This is a genomic window from Curtobacterium sp. MCLR17_007 (assembly GCF_003234655.2).
Taxonomy (GTDB): domain Bacteria; phylum Actinomycetota; class Actinomycetes; order Actinomycetales; family Microbacteriaceae; genus Curtobacterium.
Genome location: NZ_CP126271.1, coordinates 2,912,940 through 2,928,016, shown reverse-complemented (window position 1 = coordinate 2,928,016; position 15,077 = coordinate 2,912,940). Strand labels below are relative to the sequence as shown.

15 protein-coding genes and 1 tRNA gene are annotated in these 15,077 nt (G+C 70.8%); 9 read left to right on the top strand and 7 right to left on the bottom strand.

Annotated features, from left to right (window positions below; genetic code table 11):
- The first annotated feature begins 49 nt into the window (after positions 1–49).
- Positions 50–137: transfer RNA gene (locus DEJ13_RS13845), tRNA-Ser, on the top strand.
- 30 nt (positions 138–167) lie between these two features.
- Here the strand turns inward: DEJ13_RS13845 and DEJ13_RS13840 are convergent.
- Positions 168–1,097: an NADP-dependent oxidoreductase gene (locus DEJ13_RS13840; protein WP_111105794.1), complete on the bottom strand. Its 930-nt coding sequence runs from the start codon at positions 1,095–1,097 to the stop codon at positions 168–170.
- Between the two features lie 143 nt (positions 1,098–1,240).
- Here DEJ13_RS13840 and DEJ13_RS13835 point away from each other — a divergent pair, with 143 nt between their 5' ends.
- Together DEJ13_RS13835 and DEJ13_RS13830 are read left to right on the top strand one after the other, a co-directional pair.
- On the top strand, positions 1,241–1,891 hold the full coding sequence (locus DEJ13_RS13835) for an SDR family oxidoreductase (protein WP_111105793.1): 651 nt from the start codon (positions 1,241–1,243) through the stop codon (positions 1,889–1,891).
- Between the two features lie 8 nt (positions 1,892–1,899).
- On the top strand, positions 1,900–2,517 hold the full coding sequence (locus DEJ13_RS13830; RefSeq protein ID WP_111105792.1) for a TetR family transcriptional regulator: 618 nt from the start codon (positions 1,900–1,902) through the stop codon (positions 2,515–2,517).
- A 9-nt stretch (positions 2,518–2,526) separates the two neighbouring features.
- On the opposite strand, the gene DEJ13_RS13825 is transcribed toward DEJ13_RS13830, so the two are convergent.
- From DEJ13_RS13825 to DEJ13_RS13815, 3 genes are read right to left on the bottom strand one after another with little or no spacing between them, the layout of a single operon-like run.
- Complete coding sequence (locus DEJ13_RS13825) at positions 2,527–2,955, bottom strand: BLUF domain-containing protein (RefSeq protein ID WP_056119612.1); 429 nt, start codon at positions 2,953–2,955, stop codon at positions 2,527–2,529.
- A gap of 26 nt (positions 2,956–2,981) precedes the next feature.
- Positions 2,982–3,392 (bottom strand): bleomycin resistance protein, encoded by a 411-nt coding sequence (locus DEJ13_RS13820; protein ID WP_056119609.1) that lies wholly within the window; start codon positions 3,390–3,392, stop codon positions 2,982–2,984.
- Positions 3,393–3,396: 4 nt separating this feature from the next.
- Positions 3,397–3,855: a GtrA family protein gene (locus DEJ13_RS13815; protein WP_111105791.1), complete on the bottom strand. Its 459-nt coding sequence runs from the start codon at positions 3,853–3,855 to the stop codon at positions 3,397–3,399.
- Positions 3,856–3,926: 71 nt separating this feature from the next.
- Between DEJ13_RS13815 and DEJ13_RS13810 the strand changes: the two genes are divergently transcribed.
- Genes DEJ13_RS13810 through DEJ13_RS13800 form a run of 3 tightly spaced genes read left to right on the top strand, consistent with a single transcriptional unit; the run spans position 3,927 to position 6,005 of the window.
- Positions 3,927–4,664 carry a histidine phosphatase family protein gene (locus DEJ13_RS13810; protein ID WP_056119604.1) on the top strand — a complete coding sequence of 246 codons (738 nt, stop codon included), beginning with the start codon at positions 3,927–3,929 and terminating at the stop codon, positions 4,662–4,664.
- Between the two features lie 52 nt (positions 4,665–4,716).
- Positions 4,717–5,244: a DUF3090 domain-containing protein gene (locus DEJ13_RS13805; RefSeq protein WP_056119601.1), complete on the top strand. Its 528-nt coding sequence runs from the start codon at positions 4,717–4,719 to the stop codon at positions 5,242–5,244.
- Complete coding sequence (locus DEJ13_RS13800; RefSeq protein ID WP_111105790.1) at positions 5,241–6,005, top strand: SCO1664 family protein; 765 nt, start codon at positions 5,241–5,243, stop codon at positions 6,003–6,005. Before DEJ13_RS13805 ends, DEJ13_RS13800 begins: the two co-directional genes overlap by 4 nt.
- 70 nt (positions 6,006–6,075) lie before the next feature.
- Here DEJ13_RS13800 and DEJ13_RS13795 read toward each other — a convergent pair whose 3' ends face one another.
- From DEJ13_RS13795 to DEJ13_RS13785, 3 genes are all read right to left on the bottom strand, one after another.
- Entirely contained in the window at positions 6,076–8,121 is a 2,046-nt protein-coding gene (locus DEJ13_RS13795; RefSeq protein WP_111105789.1) for a vWA domain-containing protein, read from the bottom strand.
- The gene (locus DEJ13_RS13790) at positions 8,114–9,499 is read right to left on the bottom strand and encodes a sigma 54-interacting transcriptional regulator (RefSeq protein ID WP_056119594.1); all 1,386 of its coding nucleotides are present in this window, start codon (positions 9,497–9,499) and stop codon (positions 8,114–8,116) included. The genes DEJ13_RS13795 and DEJ13_RS13790 overlap by 8 nt, the downstream gene beginning before the upstream one ends.
- An 85-nt stretch (positions 9,500–9,584) precedes the next feature.
- Positions 9,585–10,784, bottom strand: coding sequence for a cobalamin-independent methionine synthase II family protein (locus DEJ13_RS13785; protein ID WP_235515404.1), 1,200 nt, complete (start codon positions 10,782–10,784; stop codon positions 9,585–9,587).
- 287 nt (positions 10,785–11,071) lie between these two features.
- On the opposite strand from DEJ13_RS13785, the gene DEJ13_RS13780 reads away from it, so the two are divergent.
- The 3 genes from DEJ13_RS13780 to DEJ13_RS13770 all read left to right on the top strand — a co-directional run bounded on the left by DEJ13_RS13780 (position 11,072) and on the right by DEJ13_RS13770 (position 14,985).
- On the top strand, positions 11,072–12,535 hold the full coding sequence (locus tag DEJ13_RS13780) for an MFS transporter (protein WP_056120221.1): 1,464 nt from the start codon (positions 11,072–11,074) through the stop codon (positions 12,533–12,535).
- A 240-nt stretch (positions 12,536–12,775) separates the two neighbouring features.
- Positions 12,776–13,468 (top strand): GntR family transcriptional regulator, encoded by a 693-nt coding sequence (locus tag DEJ13_RS13775; RefSeq protein WP_181436924.1) that lies wholly within the window; start codon positions 12,776–12,778, stop codon positions 13,466–13,468.
- A 134-nt stretch (positions 13,469–13,602) separates the two neighbouring features.
- The gene (locus DEJ13_RS13770; protein WP_284158099.1) at positions 13,603–14,985 is read left to right on the top strand and encodes an LCP family protein; all 1,383 of its coding nucleotides are present in this window, start codon (positions 13,603–13,605) and stop codon (positions 14,983–14,985) included.
- Positions 14,986–15,077 lie beyond the last annotated feature (92 nt).

Here is a 15,077-nt window from a genome sequence, read left to right as displayed (position 1 = left end):
GTACACTTTCCGGGACGCGGTCACGTCTCGCCACGTGGCCGTGTCACCTGGAGGGTTGTCCGAGTGGCCGATGGAGCCTGTCTTGAAAACAGGTGGGCAGCGATGTCTCGTGGGTTCGAATCCCACACCCTCCGCCAGCGTGCCGATCGGGACGAGCACCGGCCCGGTCAGGGCAGCACGATGACCTTGCCGGCGACCTGGCCGGCCTCGGCTTCGGCGTGCAGCGCCGGCAGCTCGGCCAGTGGGATGCGCCGGTCGACCTGGACGGTCAGCTGCCCGGCGTCGACGAGGGACACCAGTTCCGCCAGCCGCTCGCGGTCCGGCCGGACGAACACCGTCGTCGCCGCGACGCCGCGCTCCTCGTCACCGGGTGTGGCCATGAACGCGGTCGTGCTGACGACCGTGCCACCGTCGCGGACGGCGGCCACGTCGGCAGCGAACTGCTCGGGGTCGATCGGCGCGAGGTTGAGCAGCACGTCGACCTGACCGTCGAGGGCGTCGAGCGGTTCGGTCGTGGTGTGGTCGATCACCTGGTCGGCGCCGGCGGCACGGACGGCAGCGACGCTGCGGGGGCTGGCCGTCGCGACGACGGTGACCCCGGCGCGCTTGGCGAGCTGGATCGCGTACCCGCCGACGACCCCGCCGGCCCCGACGACCAGCACGCGCTGACCCGCCGCGAGGTGCCCGTCGTCGAACAGTGCCTGCCACGCGGTGAGCGCCACCGAGGGCAGGGCCGCGGCGTCCGTCAGGGGGATGCTCGTCGGCGCGGGGACGAGCGACGCGGCGGGGGCGACGACGTACTCGGCTGCGCCGCCGTCGAGCTCCATCGGCAGGAAGCCGATCACCGCGTCGCCGATCGACAGTCCGTCGACCCCGTCGCCGAGCGCGTCCACCGTGCCGGACACGTCGTACCCGGGGACGTGCGGGAGCTGGACGGGGATCGGCAGGAACCCGCCGCGCATGCCGCCGTCCGCGGCGTTGTGGGCCGACGCGGCGACACGGATGCGCACCTGGCCGGTGCCGGGGGTGGGCCGGTCGATGTCGACCAGGTGGAGGACCTCGGGTCCGCCGACTTCGTGGAACTGCACTGCCTGCATGGTTCTCTCCTCTGCTCAGTGCTTCGAGTTCGAAGCACTGAGCAGCACGGTATCACTGCTACGAATTCGAAGCAACAATGGATCGAGCATCGAGGGGAACTCCGGTCACCGACTGTTGAGGCGCCCCGCGTAGCGTCGTTGCAATGAGCGACATCATCATCTTCGGCGGCCACGGCAAGGTCGCACTCCTCGCGACGCGCATCCTCAGCGAGCGCGGTCACCACGTCACGTCCGTCATCCGCAAGCCCGAACAGGCCGACGAGATCGCCCAGCACGGCGGCGAGGCGACCGTCGCCGACATCCAGCAGCTGACCCTGTCGGGCTTCGAGGACCTGGTCCGTGGCAAGGACGCGGTCCTGTGGTCCGCGGGCGCCGGCGGGGGATCGGTCGACCGCACCTGGGCGATCGACCGCGATGCGGCCGTGCTGTCGGTGCAGGCCACCGCTCGCGCTGGCGTCGAGCGCTACGTGATGGTCTCCTGGTCGGGCTCCGAGCTCGACCACGGGGTGCCGCAGGACGACGACTTCTTCGCCTACGCCCAGTCGAAGATGATCGCCGACGCGGTGGTCCGTGACTCCGGCCTCGAGTGGACGATCGTCGCACCGAGCACCCTGACGGACGACGAGCCCACCGGCGCGGTCGACTGGGACGGCACGGGGGCGAAGGTCTCCCGTGCGGACGTCGCGCACGTGGTCGCCGACGTGCTCGAGTCCAGTGGCACCGCGGGCAGCACCTACCGCTTCAACAGCGGCAGCACCCCGATCGCCGACTTCCTCCGCGCCGACCAGGCCTGACCGGTCGGATGCAGCCAGACCAGGGCCGGCGCGCGCAGCTCGTCGAGGCGGCCGCGGTCGAGTTCGACCGTGACGGCTACGCCACGGCGAGCATCGCCGGGATCGCTCGTGCTGCCGGGGTCTCCCAGGGGACCCTGCACCGGTGGTTCCCGACCAAGCACGCGCTGGCGCTCGCCGTCATCGACGAGCAGAACGCCCGGACCTTCCATGCGCTGCAGTCCGTCGACCCCTCGCCACTCGTCACGCTGATCCGCGCGTCGCGAGGGGTCGCCGACCTGCTGATGACCGACGTGGTGGTCCGGGCAGGCATCCGCATCTCGCTCGAGCACGGTGTCCTGGCGCAGCAGACGGCGAGCTTCTACGAGCAGTGGATCGCCGGCGTGGTCGACGTCTTCCGGCTGGCGGTCGCGAGCGGCGAGGTGCGCTCCGACGTGGCACCGGAGGCACTCGGCGCGACGCTCGTGCCGTACTTCACCGGTGTGCAGCTCGTGTCGAACGTGCGGTCGGGACGAGCGGACCTGCTGCCCGCGGTGTCGACGATGTGGCAGGTGCTGGTGCACGGGGTCGCCGAGCGGACCCACCGCCGACGACTGCTCCGCGTCGTCGAGGAGACCTTCATCGCCTGAGCTGTGTGCTCAGACGTCGCGGAGTTCACGGTCGCGGAACCACCGGAGCAGCCACGCCGCGCTGGTGCGGTCGAACGACGGTGGGAAGTCCATCCCACCGCGCAGGAACGGACTGAAGCCGTCCTCGGACGCCAGGTCGTGGTCGTCCAGGCTGTGGAAGGCCATCGACCACCCGTCGAAGCGCCGCTCCGGGATCTCCTCGCGGATGAGCGAGGTCAGGTCGGTGTGCTTCGGGTCACGGGCGATCGCGGCGTACCGGTCGTCGACGCTCCATGCGGGACCCTCGAGCAGCTGCATGAACCGGCCGCCCTTCGCCACGAGCAGCCCGGACACGCCCAGCGCTTCGTTGCGGAGCCGCGACCCGTGCAGGAGTTCGGCCATCGCGGCGTCGTCGAAGTCGGCGACCGCGCGGCTCATGTAGACGATCGAGACCAGCACCCGTCCATCCTGCCGGATCAGGGCGGTCAGTGAGCAACCCGTGACTGGAACCGGATGAGGTACCCGTCCGGATCGGCCACCAGGAACTGTCGGACGCCGACCTCGGTGTCGCCCGTCGGGTACCACTTTGTCTCCGGCGCCATGAAGAGCGGGACATCGGCCTGCCGCAGCGCCTCCGCCACGCTGTCGCTGTCGGGCACAGCGATCTGCAGGTTCACGCCCCGCCCGAGCGGCGGGTCGAGCGGTCCGGCGACCCAGTTCCGTCCGACCCCTGCCTGCTCGAGCATCAGGTGCGCGGACCCGAGCACGAGGTACGCGAAGCGCTCGTCCGGACGGGCGTACCGGATCGTGAACCCGCACCGGTCGACCCAGAACCGCAGGCTGACGTCGAGATCGGTCACCAGCAGCTCGGGGACGAGTGCCGGCTCGTCGGTCACCGGCTCAGGCCTCGGCGCGGCGGACGAACACCCAGCGGCTCATCGCCCAGTAGCGGAAGACCATCGCGATCATCGTGCCGATCACCGGGCCGCTGACGAAGTCCGCGATCTCCTGTGTGGCCAGGGTGACGTTCGGGACCTCGAGGCCGAAGGCGTAGCGCGAGAGCCACAGCGGCGCGGAGTTCAGGCCGATCCCGATCGCGCTGACGATCACGAAGTACAGCATCTCGAGCCCGGTGTGCCGACCGCCGCGGTCGCCGAAGGACCACTTCTTGTTGAGCCAGTAGGAGACGACCGTCGCGACGACGGTGCCCACGATCAGCGCGATGACGGGGTGCTGGGGGATCACGAACAGCTTCAACCCGTAGTTGATGACCATCGTGATGAGGAAGCCGATGCCGCCGACGACGAGGAACCGACCCGCCGAGGGGTAGCGGCGGAACAAGCGGAACACGGCATCCATCACCTCCAGTATGCAGACCGGCCTGGGCGCCCGACGAATCCGTGGTGGCCGCGCGTGAATAGGATCGACCCATGGCGACCGTCCTCCTCGTCCGGCACGGACGCACCACCGCGAACGCGACGGGGCTGCTGGCGGGCCGCACCGCCGGTGTTGCCCTCGACAGCGTCGGCAAGCAGCAGGCAGCACGGACGGCGGAACGCATCGCCGAGGTGCCGCTGGTCGCGGTGGTGTCGAGTCCGCTCGAGCGCTGCCGGCAGACGGCGCGCGCGATCACCGCGTTCCAGCCGGGTGAGCCCGAGCAGCGGATCGAACGGGCGATCACCGAGGCCGACTACGGCGACTGGCAGAACCGGAAGCTCAGCGACCTGGCGAAGGAGCCGCTCTGGCGCGTGGTGCAGTCGAACCCGAGCGCGGTGGTGTTCCCGGGCGGCGAGTCGATGCAGACGATGCAGTCACGGGCCGTCGCGGCCATCCGCAGGATCGACGCGCAGATCGAGGCCGAACACGGCGCGAACGCGGTCTGGGTCGCGGTGAGCCACGGCGACATCATCAAGGCGGTCCTGGCCGACGCCCTCGGCATGCACCTCGACCTGTTCCAGCGGATCACGGTCGGTCCGGCGTCGGTGTCCGTCGTGCGCTACGGCGAGCACCGTCCCGAGGTGGTGTCCACGAACACCGAGTCCGGCGACCTGTCCTGGCTCGCGAAGGCCCCGGCCCCGACCGGTGACGCGGCCGTCGGCGGCGGCGCCGGCAACCCGGTGCCCGACGACGGCAGCGACGCCGAGCCGGACGACGCACCGCAACCCTGAGCGGGACCCCAGACCCTGAACGGACGCAGCCGCCCGCTCCTACAATGCGGGTATGCCCACCATCGTCCACGGCTTCGACTGGCCGGACCGTCTCGTCGTCGGCACCATCGGGAACCCGGGCGAGCGGTCCTTCTACCTGCAGGCCCGTGACGGCCGCCGCGTCGTGAGCGTCGCGCTCGAGAAGGAACAGTCCGCCGTGCTGGCGGAGAAGCTCGACGAACTGCTCGACGAGGTCGCGACGGTCGAGGACAACCGGTTCAGCGTCCCCCCGACGGTGCCGCGTGAGCTGTACGACGTCGACCCGCTCGACCAGCCCGTCGAACCCGAGTTCCGCGCGGGAGCCCTCAGCCTGGGCTTCGACCCGGCGACCGCACAGGTCGTCATCGAGGCGTACCCGATCGACGACGAGGTCGAGATCGTGGCCGAGGAGACCGACACCGACGGCGAGGTCGAGGCCGTCGTGGAGATCCCGGAACCGGCCGAGCTGCTGCAGGTGAAGATCCCTGTCGGTACCGCCCGGGCCTTCGTCGAACGCACGCGCGAGGTGGTGGCCGCCGGGCGACCACCCGGACTGGCATGAGCGGAGCCGCAGACACGAGCGGCATGGAGCTCGTCGCCCGCATCCGCGAGGCCTCGAACGCCACCTTCTTGGCCGAGCTCGACGGCAACGAGGTCGTCTACAAGCCCGTCGCCGGCGAGAAGCCGCTGTGGGACTTCCCGGACGGCACCCTCGCCGGCCGCGAGGTCTCGGCGTTCCTGGTCTCCGAGGCGTTCGGCTGGCACGTCGTCCCGCCCACCTGGTTGGGCGACGGACCGCTCGGACGCGGCATGGTGCAGCGCTGGCAGGACGTCGATCCCGACCAGGACGCCGTCGACGTCGTCCCCGCCGACCAGGCGGAGCAGCCCGGCGTCAGGACCGTCCTCGAGGCGATCGACGAACACGACCGACCCGTCACCCTGGTGCACGAGGACACGGCAGCCCTGCGGCGGATGGCGGTCTTCGACGTCGTCGTCAACAACGCCGACCGCAAGGGCGGCCACGTGCTGGCCATGCCCGACGGCCACCGGTACGGCGTCGACCACGGCCTCACCTTCCACGTCGAACACAAGCTCCGCACGGTGCTGTGGGGCTGGGTCGGCGAGGCGCTCACCGAGGACGAGCTCGCCGGCATCGACCGCGTCACCGCGGCACTCCACGGTGACCTGGGCGAGGCGCTCACCGAGCACCTGACCGTCGACGAGATCGACAACCTCGAAGCGCGCTGCGCCGCCCTGTCGGCCGTCGGCAGCTTCCCGCCGCCGGCCGGGTACGGCTCGGCGGTTCCCTGGCCACTGTTCTGACACCGGTCCAGAACGGACAGGAGGCCCGTGGCGGTACCGCCACGGGCCTCCTGTCCGTCATCCGGTCGGGTCAGCCGGATCGACCGAACGCACTACCGAAACCGCCCCAGTCGTCGTCGCGGAACAGCCCGCCACCGCGACGCGAGCCGAGGTACGAGCCCACCACCGCGACGCCGAGGTCGTCGTTCTCGGGCGCGGTGACGGTGCCGTCCACGCGCCGGGCCATGCCGTCGATGAACCGCGCGAGCCCCGGGTCGTCGCCGAGCCGGAAGAACGTCGTCTGGGCGCCGAGCCGGTGGGCGTTCTCGAGCTCGCGGACGCTCAGCGCGATGGTCATCGGGTCGGGCGGGTAGCTGAAGAACACCTGCCCGTTCGGCTCGAGGTGCGAGGTCGGTTCGCCGTCCGTGACGATGAGCAGCACGGGCTGGGCCGTCGGGTGCTTGCGGAAGTGCCGGTTCGCCAGCAGCAGGGCGTGGTGCAGGTTCGTGCCCTTGTCCCACATCGCGTCGAGCCCGACGAGGTGTTCGACGTCCATCACCTCGGCTTCGCGGCCGAAGGCGATGAGCTGCAGGTCGTCCCCGCGGAATCGGGTGGAGATGAGCGTGTGCAGGGCCAGGGCCGTGCGCTTCATGGGGACCCAGCGGTCCTCCATCGCCATCGAGAACGACGTGTCGACGAGCAGCGCGACCACGGCCTGGGTGCGGGCCTCGGTCTCCTGCACCTCGACGTCGTCGATCGTCAGCCGCACGCCCGCGCCGGTGCGGCCGGTCGAGGCGGTGCGGGTCACGGCGTTCGTGATCGTCCGGGGGATGTCCCACGGCTCGGTGTCGCCGAACGCCCATTGACGTGTCGCGCCGGAGGCCTCGCCCGCGGCACCCGACCGGCGCAGGTCGCGCGCGCCCTGACGGCCGGACATCTTCTGCGCGACGTCCTTGAGCAGGTTCTTGCCGAGCTGCCGCATCGCCTTCGGGGTGAGCCTGAACTGCCCGTCGGCACCGCGGCGCATCGTGCCGGAGTTCTGCAGTGCCTTCTCGAGCTGCTGCAGGGTGCGGGCGTCGACGGCCGCGTCCGCGCCGAGCTGCCGGGCGAGGGAGTCGAGGTCGAGGTCGTCGATGTCCGACCCCGGACCCGACTGCGCCAGTTGCTCGGCGAGGGAGTCGAGGTCCGCGATGTCCTGGAACACGCCGGTGCCGTCGCCCAGCCCGAGCCCCTGCTCGCCCTCCATCCGCTCGGAACCGCCCCAGTCCTCACCGGGGCGCAGCGCGCGGAGGTTGCCGTCGAGCTGGGACAGCGCACCCATCAGGTCGGGGGAGCCGAACGCCTGCTGCGCCAGGGCGTCGAGCTCGTCGCGCTGCTCGGGCGTCATCGAGTTGCGCATCCGCTGGGCGGCGGCCGACCGTGCGGCCAGGTCGTCGAGGAGCTCGTCGACGTTCTTCGGGTCCGACGGGAAGTACTCGCCGTGCTTGGCCATGAACTCGTCGAACTGCTCCTGCGAGTCGGTGCCGGCGCGGTGGTCCTCGAGCAGCTGGTTGAGGTCCTGCATCATCGCCTGGACGTCGGCGCGGTCGTCGTCATCGGCGTTCTCGAGCGCCTGCTTCATCCCCGCGAACCGCTGGTCGAGCATCTCGCGGCCGAGCAGGTCCTTGATCTCGTCGTACTTCTGGCGCGCCGTGGGGCTCTTCCAGTCGTAGCTGCCGAGTTCGCTCACCGCGGCGGCAGGCGACGGGGGCAGGCTGTCGAGCTGCAGTTCGGCCAGGGCTCGGTCGCCGTCCTCGATCTCGGTGTCACGCGCGAGCTGACCGCGTTCGGCGAGCAGAGCCTCGTCGAGCAGCTGCTTGACCTGCTGCAGGGTGCCGTCGAGGTTGTTCTTCGCCGTGAGCTCACGGCGCTTCTCGGCGACCCGGCGCGCCAGGTCGTCGAGTCCGCGCTGGTCACGACCGCCGCGGCGCAGGAACTCCCGCATCGCGCGTTCGGGGGAGTACCCCGCCATGACGTCCTGTCCGATGGCGTCGAGCGCCTCGGACAGGTCGGCGGGCGGGGCGAGCGGGTCCGGCCCGCCCGCGTAGCGGCCGTAGCGGGTGTCCCGCGACAGGCGTCGGTTCTGCCGACTAGCCATAGACGGCTTCGCCCCCGCCGGACTCCTTGCTGATCTTGCGCGCGAGGAACAGCCCTTCGAGCGCGAGCTCGATCGCGCCGGCCCGCTCGCCGTCGTTCGTGGCGCCGAGTCGTTCGCAGATCCGGTCGTACAGGTCGGACTCGCCGAGCGACGGCAGGCCCTCGAGGAACGCCCGCGCGGAGACCTGCTCGCCCGTGGTGACCATCGTGCCGCCGTCGAGGGCCTCGATGAGCTGCGCGAGGTCGAGCCCCCGGAGCCGGGAACGGACCGTCTCGGCCGTGGCGGTGCGGAGCAGGTGCTCGAGGACCTCGTCGGCCCGGTCCTCTTCGCCGGACTCGAACTCGATCTTGCCGCCGAGGACGTCGACCGCGGTCTCGAGGTCGATCGGCCGGGCGACCGCTTCGGACTCGCCCTGCCGCGCCGCACGGTGCACGGCGGCGGCGGAGACGGTCTCGGCGCCGGCGATCGAGAAGCGTGCGCTGACGCCGCTGCGCTGGTCGACCGCGCTGGACTCGCGCAGTGCCCGGGTGAAGCGGGCGAGGATCTCGACCAGGGCGTCCGGGACGTCCGCCGTGAGCTGTGCCTCTTGCCGGATGACGGCGATCTCGTCCTCGAGCTCGATCGGGTAGTGCGTGCGGATCTCGGCGCCGAAGCGGTCCTTGAGCGGCGTGATGATCCGGCCGCGGTTGGTGTAGTCCTCGGGGTTGGCGCTGGCCACGACGAGCACGTCGAGCGGCAGCCGCAGCACGTAGCCGCGGATCTGCACGTCACGCTCTTCCATCACGTTGAGCATCGCGACCTGGATGCGTTCGGCCAGGTCCGGGAGCTCGTTGATCGCGACGATGCCGCGGTGCGCGCGGGGGATCAGCCCGAAGTGGATGGTCTCGGGGTCACCCAGGCTGCGCCCCTCGGCGACCTTCATCGGGTCGACGTCGCCGATCAGGTCCGCGACGCTGGTGTCCGGGGTCGCGAGCTTCTCGACGTAGCGGCCGTCGCGGTGCCACCACTCGACCGGCATCGCGTCGCCGAGTTCCTGCGCCCGCCGGATGCTGGCCGTGGTGATGGGCTCGAAGGGGTGCTCGCCGAGTTCGGAGCCGGCGATCACGGGGGTCCACTCGTCGAGCAGACCCTGCAGGGTGCGGAGCAGGCGGGTCTTGCCCTGGCCGCGTTCGCCGAGCAGGACCACGTCGTGGCCGGCGATCAGGGCTCGTTCGAGCTGGGGGATCACCGTGGTCTCGAAGCCGTGCAGGCCGGGCCAGGGGTCGGTGCCCGCTCGCAGGGCGGTCAGCAGGTTGTCGCGGATCTCGGCGCGGACCGTCTTCTGGACGTGACCAGAGGTGCGGAGCTCGCCGACCGTTCGGATGGTTGGTCGGGTCACGTCTCCGACGCTACGCCTGCGCACCGACAGCGCGGACGGGAGGATCGGTGCCAGCTGGCACCGGGCCTCCCATCCGACCTCGGCGTCAGCCGAACAGGCGCTTGCTCGCGATCTCCGCGCCCTCGGTGAGCGCGCGGAGCTTCGCCCACGCGACGTCCGTCGCGACGAACTCGTAGCTCGCGAACGTCGCGAGCCCGCAGTCGGTGCCGGCCACGACGCGGGTCGGGTCGCCGACTGCTTCGGCCGCTTCGACGATGCGGTTCGCGACGAGCTGCGGGTGCTCCAGGTAGTTCGTCGTCACGTCGATGACTCCGGGGACGAGCACGGCGCCGTCCGGCAGCGGCAGGTCGCGGAACGCCGGGAACTCGTGTGCGTGCCGGGGGTTGCCGAACGGGATGCTGAAGGCACCGACCTCGGCGCGGTACAGGTGCGGCAGCAGCACGTCGACCGGCACGTCGTCCTGGTGCGGGCCCTGCCAGTTGCCGTAGCAGACGTGCAGGCGGGTCTGCTCCTTCGGGATGTTCCGCAACGCGTGGTTGAGCGCGTCGACGTGCAGGTCGACCGCGGCCAGGAACTCGTCGAGGCTCGCGTCGCCGAAGTGGATCACGCGCTCCATCGCCAGGTCCGGGGCGTCGAGCTGCAGCACGTGCCCGCGCGCGACGATCTCCTCGTACTCGACGCGGAGCTGCTCGGCGAGCGCGAAGACGTACTCGCGGTGGTCGGCGTAGTGCGGGTTGGCGTCGTCGAGGAGCAGCGTCGTGGCGACGATGCCCGGTGTCGCTGCCGAGATGAAGGTGCCGGCGGGGGTGCGGCCCGCGGCGGCGTTGCGGTCGAGTTCGCGCGCGAAGCCGTCGAGGTCCTCGCGGATGCCGGCCCGCTCCTGGTCGTACTGCAGCAGCCCCTGCGCGACCGGGGTGTCCCAGACCCGGGCGAACTCGGCGCCCTCGTCGATTTGCTTCGCCTGGAAGGCCGCGTAGTCCGGGAACTTCAGCGAGTCCAGGGTCGGCTTGCGGTGCCCGACACCGCCGAAGCCGGTCAGGCGTTCGCGGATGTAGGTCGAGAAGCCGACCCGCGGGACCTCGCCGTCGTTCACCACGTCGATGCCGGCGTCGAGCTGCGCGTCGACCGTGCGGGCCAGGACCGCCGCCGTCTCCTCGCGCAGGGCGTCGTGGTCGTACGGCTTGCCCTGGTCGCGGGCCACCAGCAGCGCGCTGAGCTCGGGGGTCCGGGGGAGCGAGCCGGTGTGGGTCGTCAGGATGCGGTCGGTCGGACTCTGGATCGGCACGCTGCCACGGTACTGATCACGGTCCCGTGTCGTTCCACCGTGACACTTGTCTCTGGCCCTGGCAGCCGCGATGATGCTGGACAGGGTCCGACCGGACGAGCAGCACGCCGTCGGCCCGCCACCGGCGACGGAGCCGGATCTGGATAGGGGGATCCGGCTCCGCGCCGGTCCACCGGCCGCCGTGTCCGGCCCGTCTCGTTCCGCCCGGGAACGACCGCGGCGATCCGGGCGTACGTTCTCCATCTGTGCCGGGCGTCGGAGCTCCGGCGGGTGAGGAGCAGGACGCGATGACGACCGCGAACGGGTTGCAGGACGGACAGGTCAGGAGCCTGGTGCCGGCGAGGATGGACCGGCTGCCGTGGACGCGGTTCCACTGGAGTGTCGTGGTGGGACTCGGCATCTCGTGGATCCTGGACGGGCTCGAGATCCAGATCGTCTCGAACGCCGGGTTCCAGGCGGACCTGAACCTGTCGACGCAGCAGGTGACGTCGCTCGGCACGGTCTACCTGTTCGGACAGGTCATCGGTGCCGTCGTCTTCGGGCGGTTGTCCGACCGGCTCGGGCGCCGCAAGCTCTTCATCCTGACGCTGGCCATCTACCTCATCGGTTCGGGCATCGCGGGGTTCGCGCAGGACTACTGGTTCCTCGCCGTGTTCCGCTTCATCGCGGGCCTGGGCATCGGCGGCGAGTACGCCGCGATCAACTCGGCGATCGATGAGCTGATCCCGGCGAAGTACCGCGGGCACGTCGACATCGCCATCAACGGCACCTACTGGGGCGGTGCCGCGCTCGGCGCCTTCGCGAACATCTACCTGCTCGACACCGCGCACTTCGCGGAGAACATCGGGTGGCGGATCGGGTTCTTCCTCGGCCCGGTGCTCGGCATCGCGATCATCTTCCTGCGGCGGCACATCCCCGAGAGTCCGCGGTGGCTCATGACGCACGGCCGCGAGGAAGAGGCCGACGCCACGGTCTCGCGCATCGAGGCCGAGGTCGAGCGGGAGTCCGGCAAGCCGCTCGAGAAGGTCGACGACTCCAAGGCGATGACCGTCACCCCGATGGACAACGTGCGCTTCACCACGATCGTCAAGGTGCTGTTCCAGCAGTACCCGACGCGCACGCTGGTCGGCGCCACGATGATGATCACGCAGGCGTTCCTGTACAACGCGATCTTCTTCACGTACGCACTCGTGCTCACGAACTTCTTCGGGCTGAAGACCTCGGAGACCGCCGTGTACTTCTTCCCGTTCGCGATCGGCAACCTGCTCGGGCCGATCCTGCTCGGGCGGTTGTTCGACACGTGGGGCCGTCGACAGATGATCTTCAGCACCTACCTGATCTCCGGACTGGTGCTCGCTGTCTCGGCGTTCCTGTTCCAGGCCGACGCCATCACCGCCACCGTGCAGGTCGTCTTCTGGTGCATCTCGTTCTTCTTCGCCTCGGCGGGGGCGTCGAGCGCCTACCTGACCGTGAGCGAGATCTTCCCGCTCGAGCTGCGGTCGCAGGCGATCTCGTACTTCTTCGCGCTGGCCCAGATCTTCGGCGCGATCGCACCGCTCATCTACGGCGCGCTCATCGGCGACGGGTCCTCGCGTGAGCCGCTCTTCTGGGGCTACCTGCTCGGTGCCGGCATCATGATCGTCGGCGGGGTCGTGGCGCTGATCTTCGGTGTCGACGCCGCGCGGAAGGGGCTGGAGGACGTCACGCAGCCGCTCTCGGTCATCGTGAAGAAGGAAGACGCGAAGCGCTGACATCCGGAATACCGAATGTTTAGCAGTGAGGGTCCCGGCCTGCAACGCTGACTCCATCGACCTCCGCCGGGGGTCACGACAGCGGGAGTGCAGTGATGCGAGACGGGGTGATCGCGGGGCCCTCCGGGCGACGTGCGGTCGACGGGTGTCCGGTCCTCCACAGGGCAGCGCGACGCGCGGGCGTCCACGGATCGGTCGACCACCGGGGGCGCCGCGGGTGCCATGCGTGACGCTGGTGCCATGGGGTTCGGGGAGACGACAGCGTCCGCTGTGCTCGGGCAGCGGGAGCGCGACGGGCTGGGCGTCCCGCGCAGCCTGCTGCGCGACGCGGTGTTCCTCCGGCTCCTGGAGCGGATCCTCCGGGGCGAGTACCGACGAGGGCAGCGGCTCCGGCTCGAAGCGCTGGCCGACGACATGCGTGTGTCGCGCACCCCGGTCCGCGAAGCCCTCGTGCCGCTCGAAGCGCTCCGCCTGGTGTCGGTGCAGCGGTACGTGGGCGTCGTCATCGCACCGTGGTCGGTCGAGCAGATGCAGGAACGGATCCGTCTCGGATGTTGCATGCTCGCCGAACCCCCGGCCACCACGGGCGCCACCGACGAGCACTTCGACCCCGCCTGGATCCGCGACTGCCTGTCCGAAGCCGGGGCCTTCGTCGAACTCGCGGCGTGGCTGCTGCGGCGGGCCGGGTCCTCGGTCAGCGCGGACCTGCTCGCGGCGCAGCGTCCGGTGCTCGACGTCTTCTACACCGACGACGTGGCCCTGGCGAACGGCATCGATGCGGACGTCGACCGCCGACAGCGGCTCCGGCTGCTCGACCGTGCTCGTGACGCCGCCGAGCGGGACGACCTGGTGCTCTGTGGGCAGCTCGTGCGCCAGCTCGGCACCTGCCTGAGTGCGCTGCCGGACCGGTTCCGATCGGCGGAATCGGCGTGAGCAGGGGGTGATCCGAGCGCTGGCCCCCGAACAGGGCACGCCGAGCCGATCGGGTTGCCGGTCCGTTCGCACCGTCTCGGGTATCGTCCCCCCGCGAGTGGCCGGTCCGCAGGTCGCTCGGAGGGAGTCCGCCCGTGACCGATCCCGACGGTCCGTACCGAAACCGCGCCACGTCACCATCCAGCCCGTCGGTGTCCAGTCCGTCGTCGACCGGCTCGACGTCCACCGGCAGGGCAACCGGAGGATCGTTCGACGACCTGCTCGACGCACGCCGTCGGCCGTCCGTCGTCTCCGGACCGGGGTACCGCGTGAGCGGGGCGCGCCACGGTCGTGGGCGTGGTCCGCTCGGGGCGAGGCGCCTGGCGACCGGTGTGGGGCTCGCGGCTGCGGTGGCCGTCGCCAGTGCCACGTCGCTCTCCGCCTATGCCGCCTACGACGTCGGACACGGTTTCCAGCAGCGTGCCGTTGACATCGGGGACGGCGCCTCGACCGACGGTGCCTTCAACGTGCTCGCCATCGGGGCCGACAACGACCCGGCCCAGGGCCAGTCGTACGGGGACCGCGGGGTCACGCTCAACGATTCGAACGTCCTGTTCCACGTCTCCGCCGACCACACCCAGGCCGTCGCGGTGAGCTTCCCCCGTGACCTCATCGTCGACCAGCCGGCGTGCGGCAGCGCACCCGCCGTGACCGACACGCCGCTCAACCAGGCGTACGGCCGCGGTGGGATGGACTGTGTCGTCTCGACGATCGAGCACGTCTCGGGCATGGACGTGCCCTACGCGGCGCAGGTCAGCTTCGCCGGGGTCATCCGGATGTCGGACGCCATAGGTGGGGTGCCGGTCTGTGTCACGGACGCGGTCGACGACCCGTACACGGGACTCAAGCTCTCCGCCGGCGAGCACACGGTGTCCGGGGCGACGGCGCTCGCGTTCCTGCGGGACCGACACGGCGTCGGGGACGGCAGTGACCTGTCGCGGATCTCGAGCCTGCAGCAGTTCCTGTCGTCGCTCCTGCGCAAGGTCAAGAGCGAGGGCACGCTCAGCGACCCCACGAAGCTCTACGGCCTGGCCAGGTCCGCGTCGAGGAACATCACCCTGTCGACCTCGCTCGCGAGCCCGGCGACGATGGTGGACATGGCCGGGGCGCTCGACGGCATCGGCCTGGACCGCGTCACCTTCGTGCAGTACCCGGGCAGCGTCACCGACCCGGCGTTCCCGGGCAAGGTCGTCCCCGACCGGGCGACAGCTGGCAAGCTCATGCGTGCCGTCCGCAGCGACCGTCCGTTCCGGCTCGACGCGGGCGCGACCGGACGCGGTGCGACGGACGCGACCAGCGACTCCCCGGGTGAGGGCACGACCAGCGCGACCGGCGCGGACGAGCCGGCGGGGGCCTCCCGTCCGGACACCGACCCACCGGCGGCGTCGGATCCGACCTCGTCGGCGACCGCCCAGGAGATGTCCGGCGTGACGGGGCAGACGGCCAAGCAGAAGACCTGCGCCGTCGCCGCTGGCTGACCCCGACGCTCGGGGCTGCCCCGGAGGCGCCTGGGATCCACGCCGGATCCACACGGAACCGCCAGGCGGACCTGTGGCAGCCTTGTCCGGTT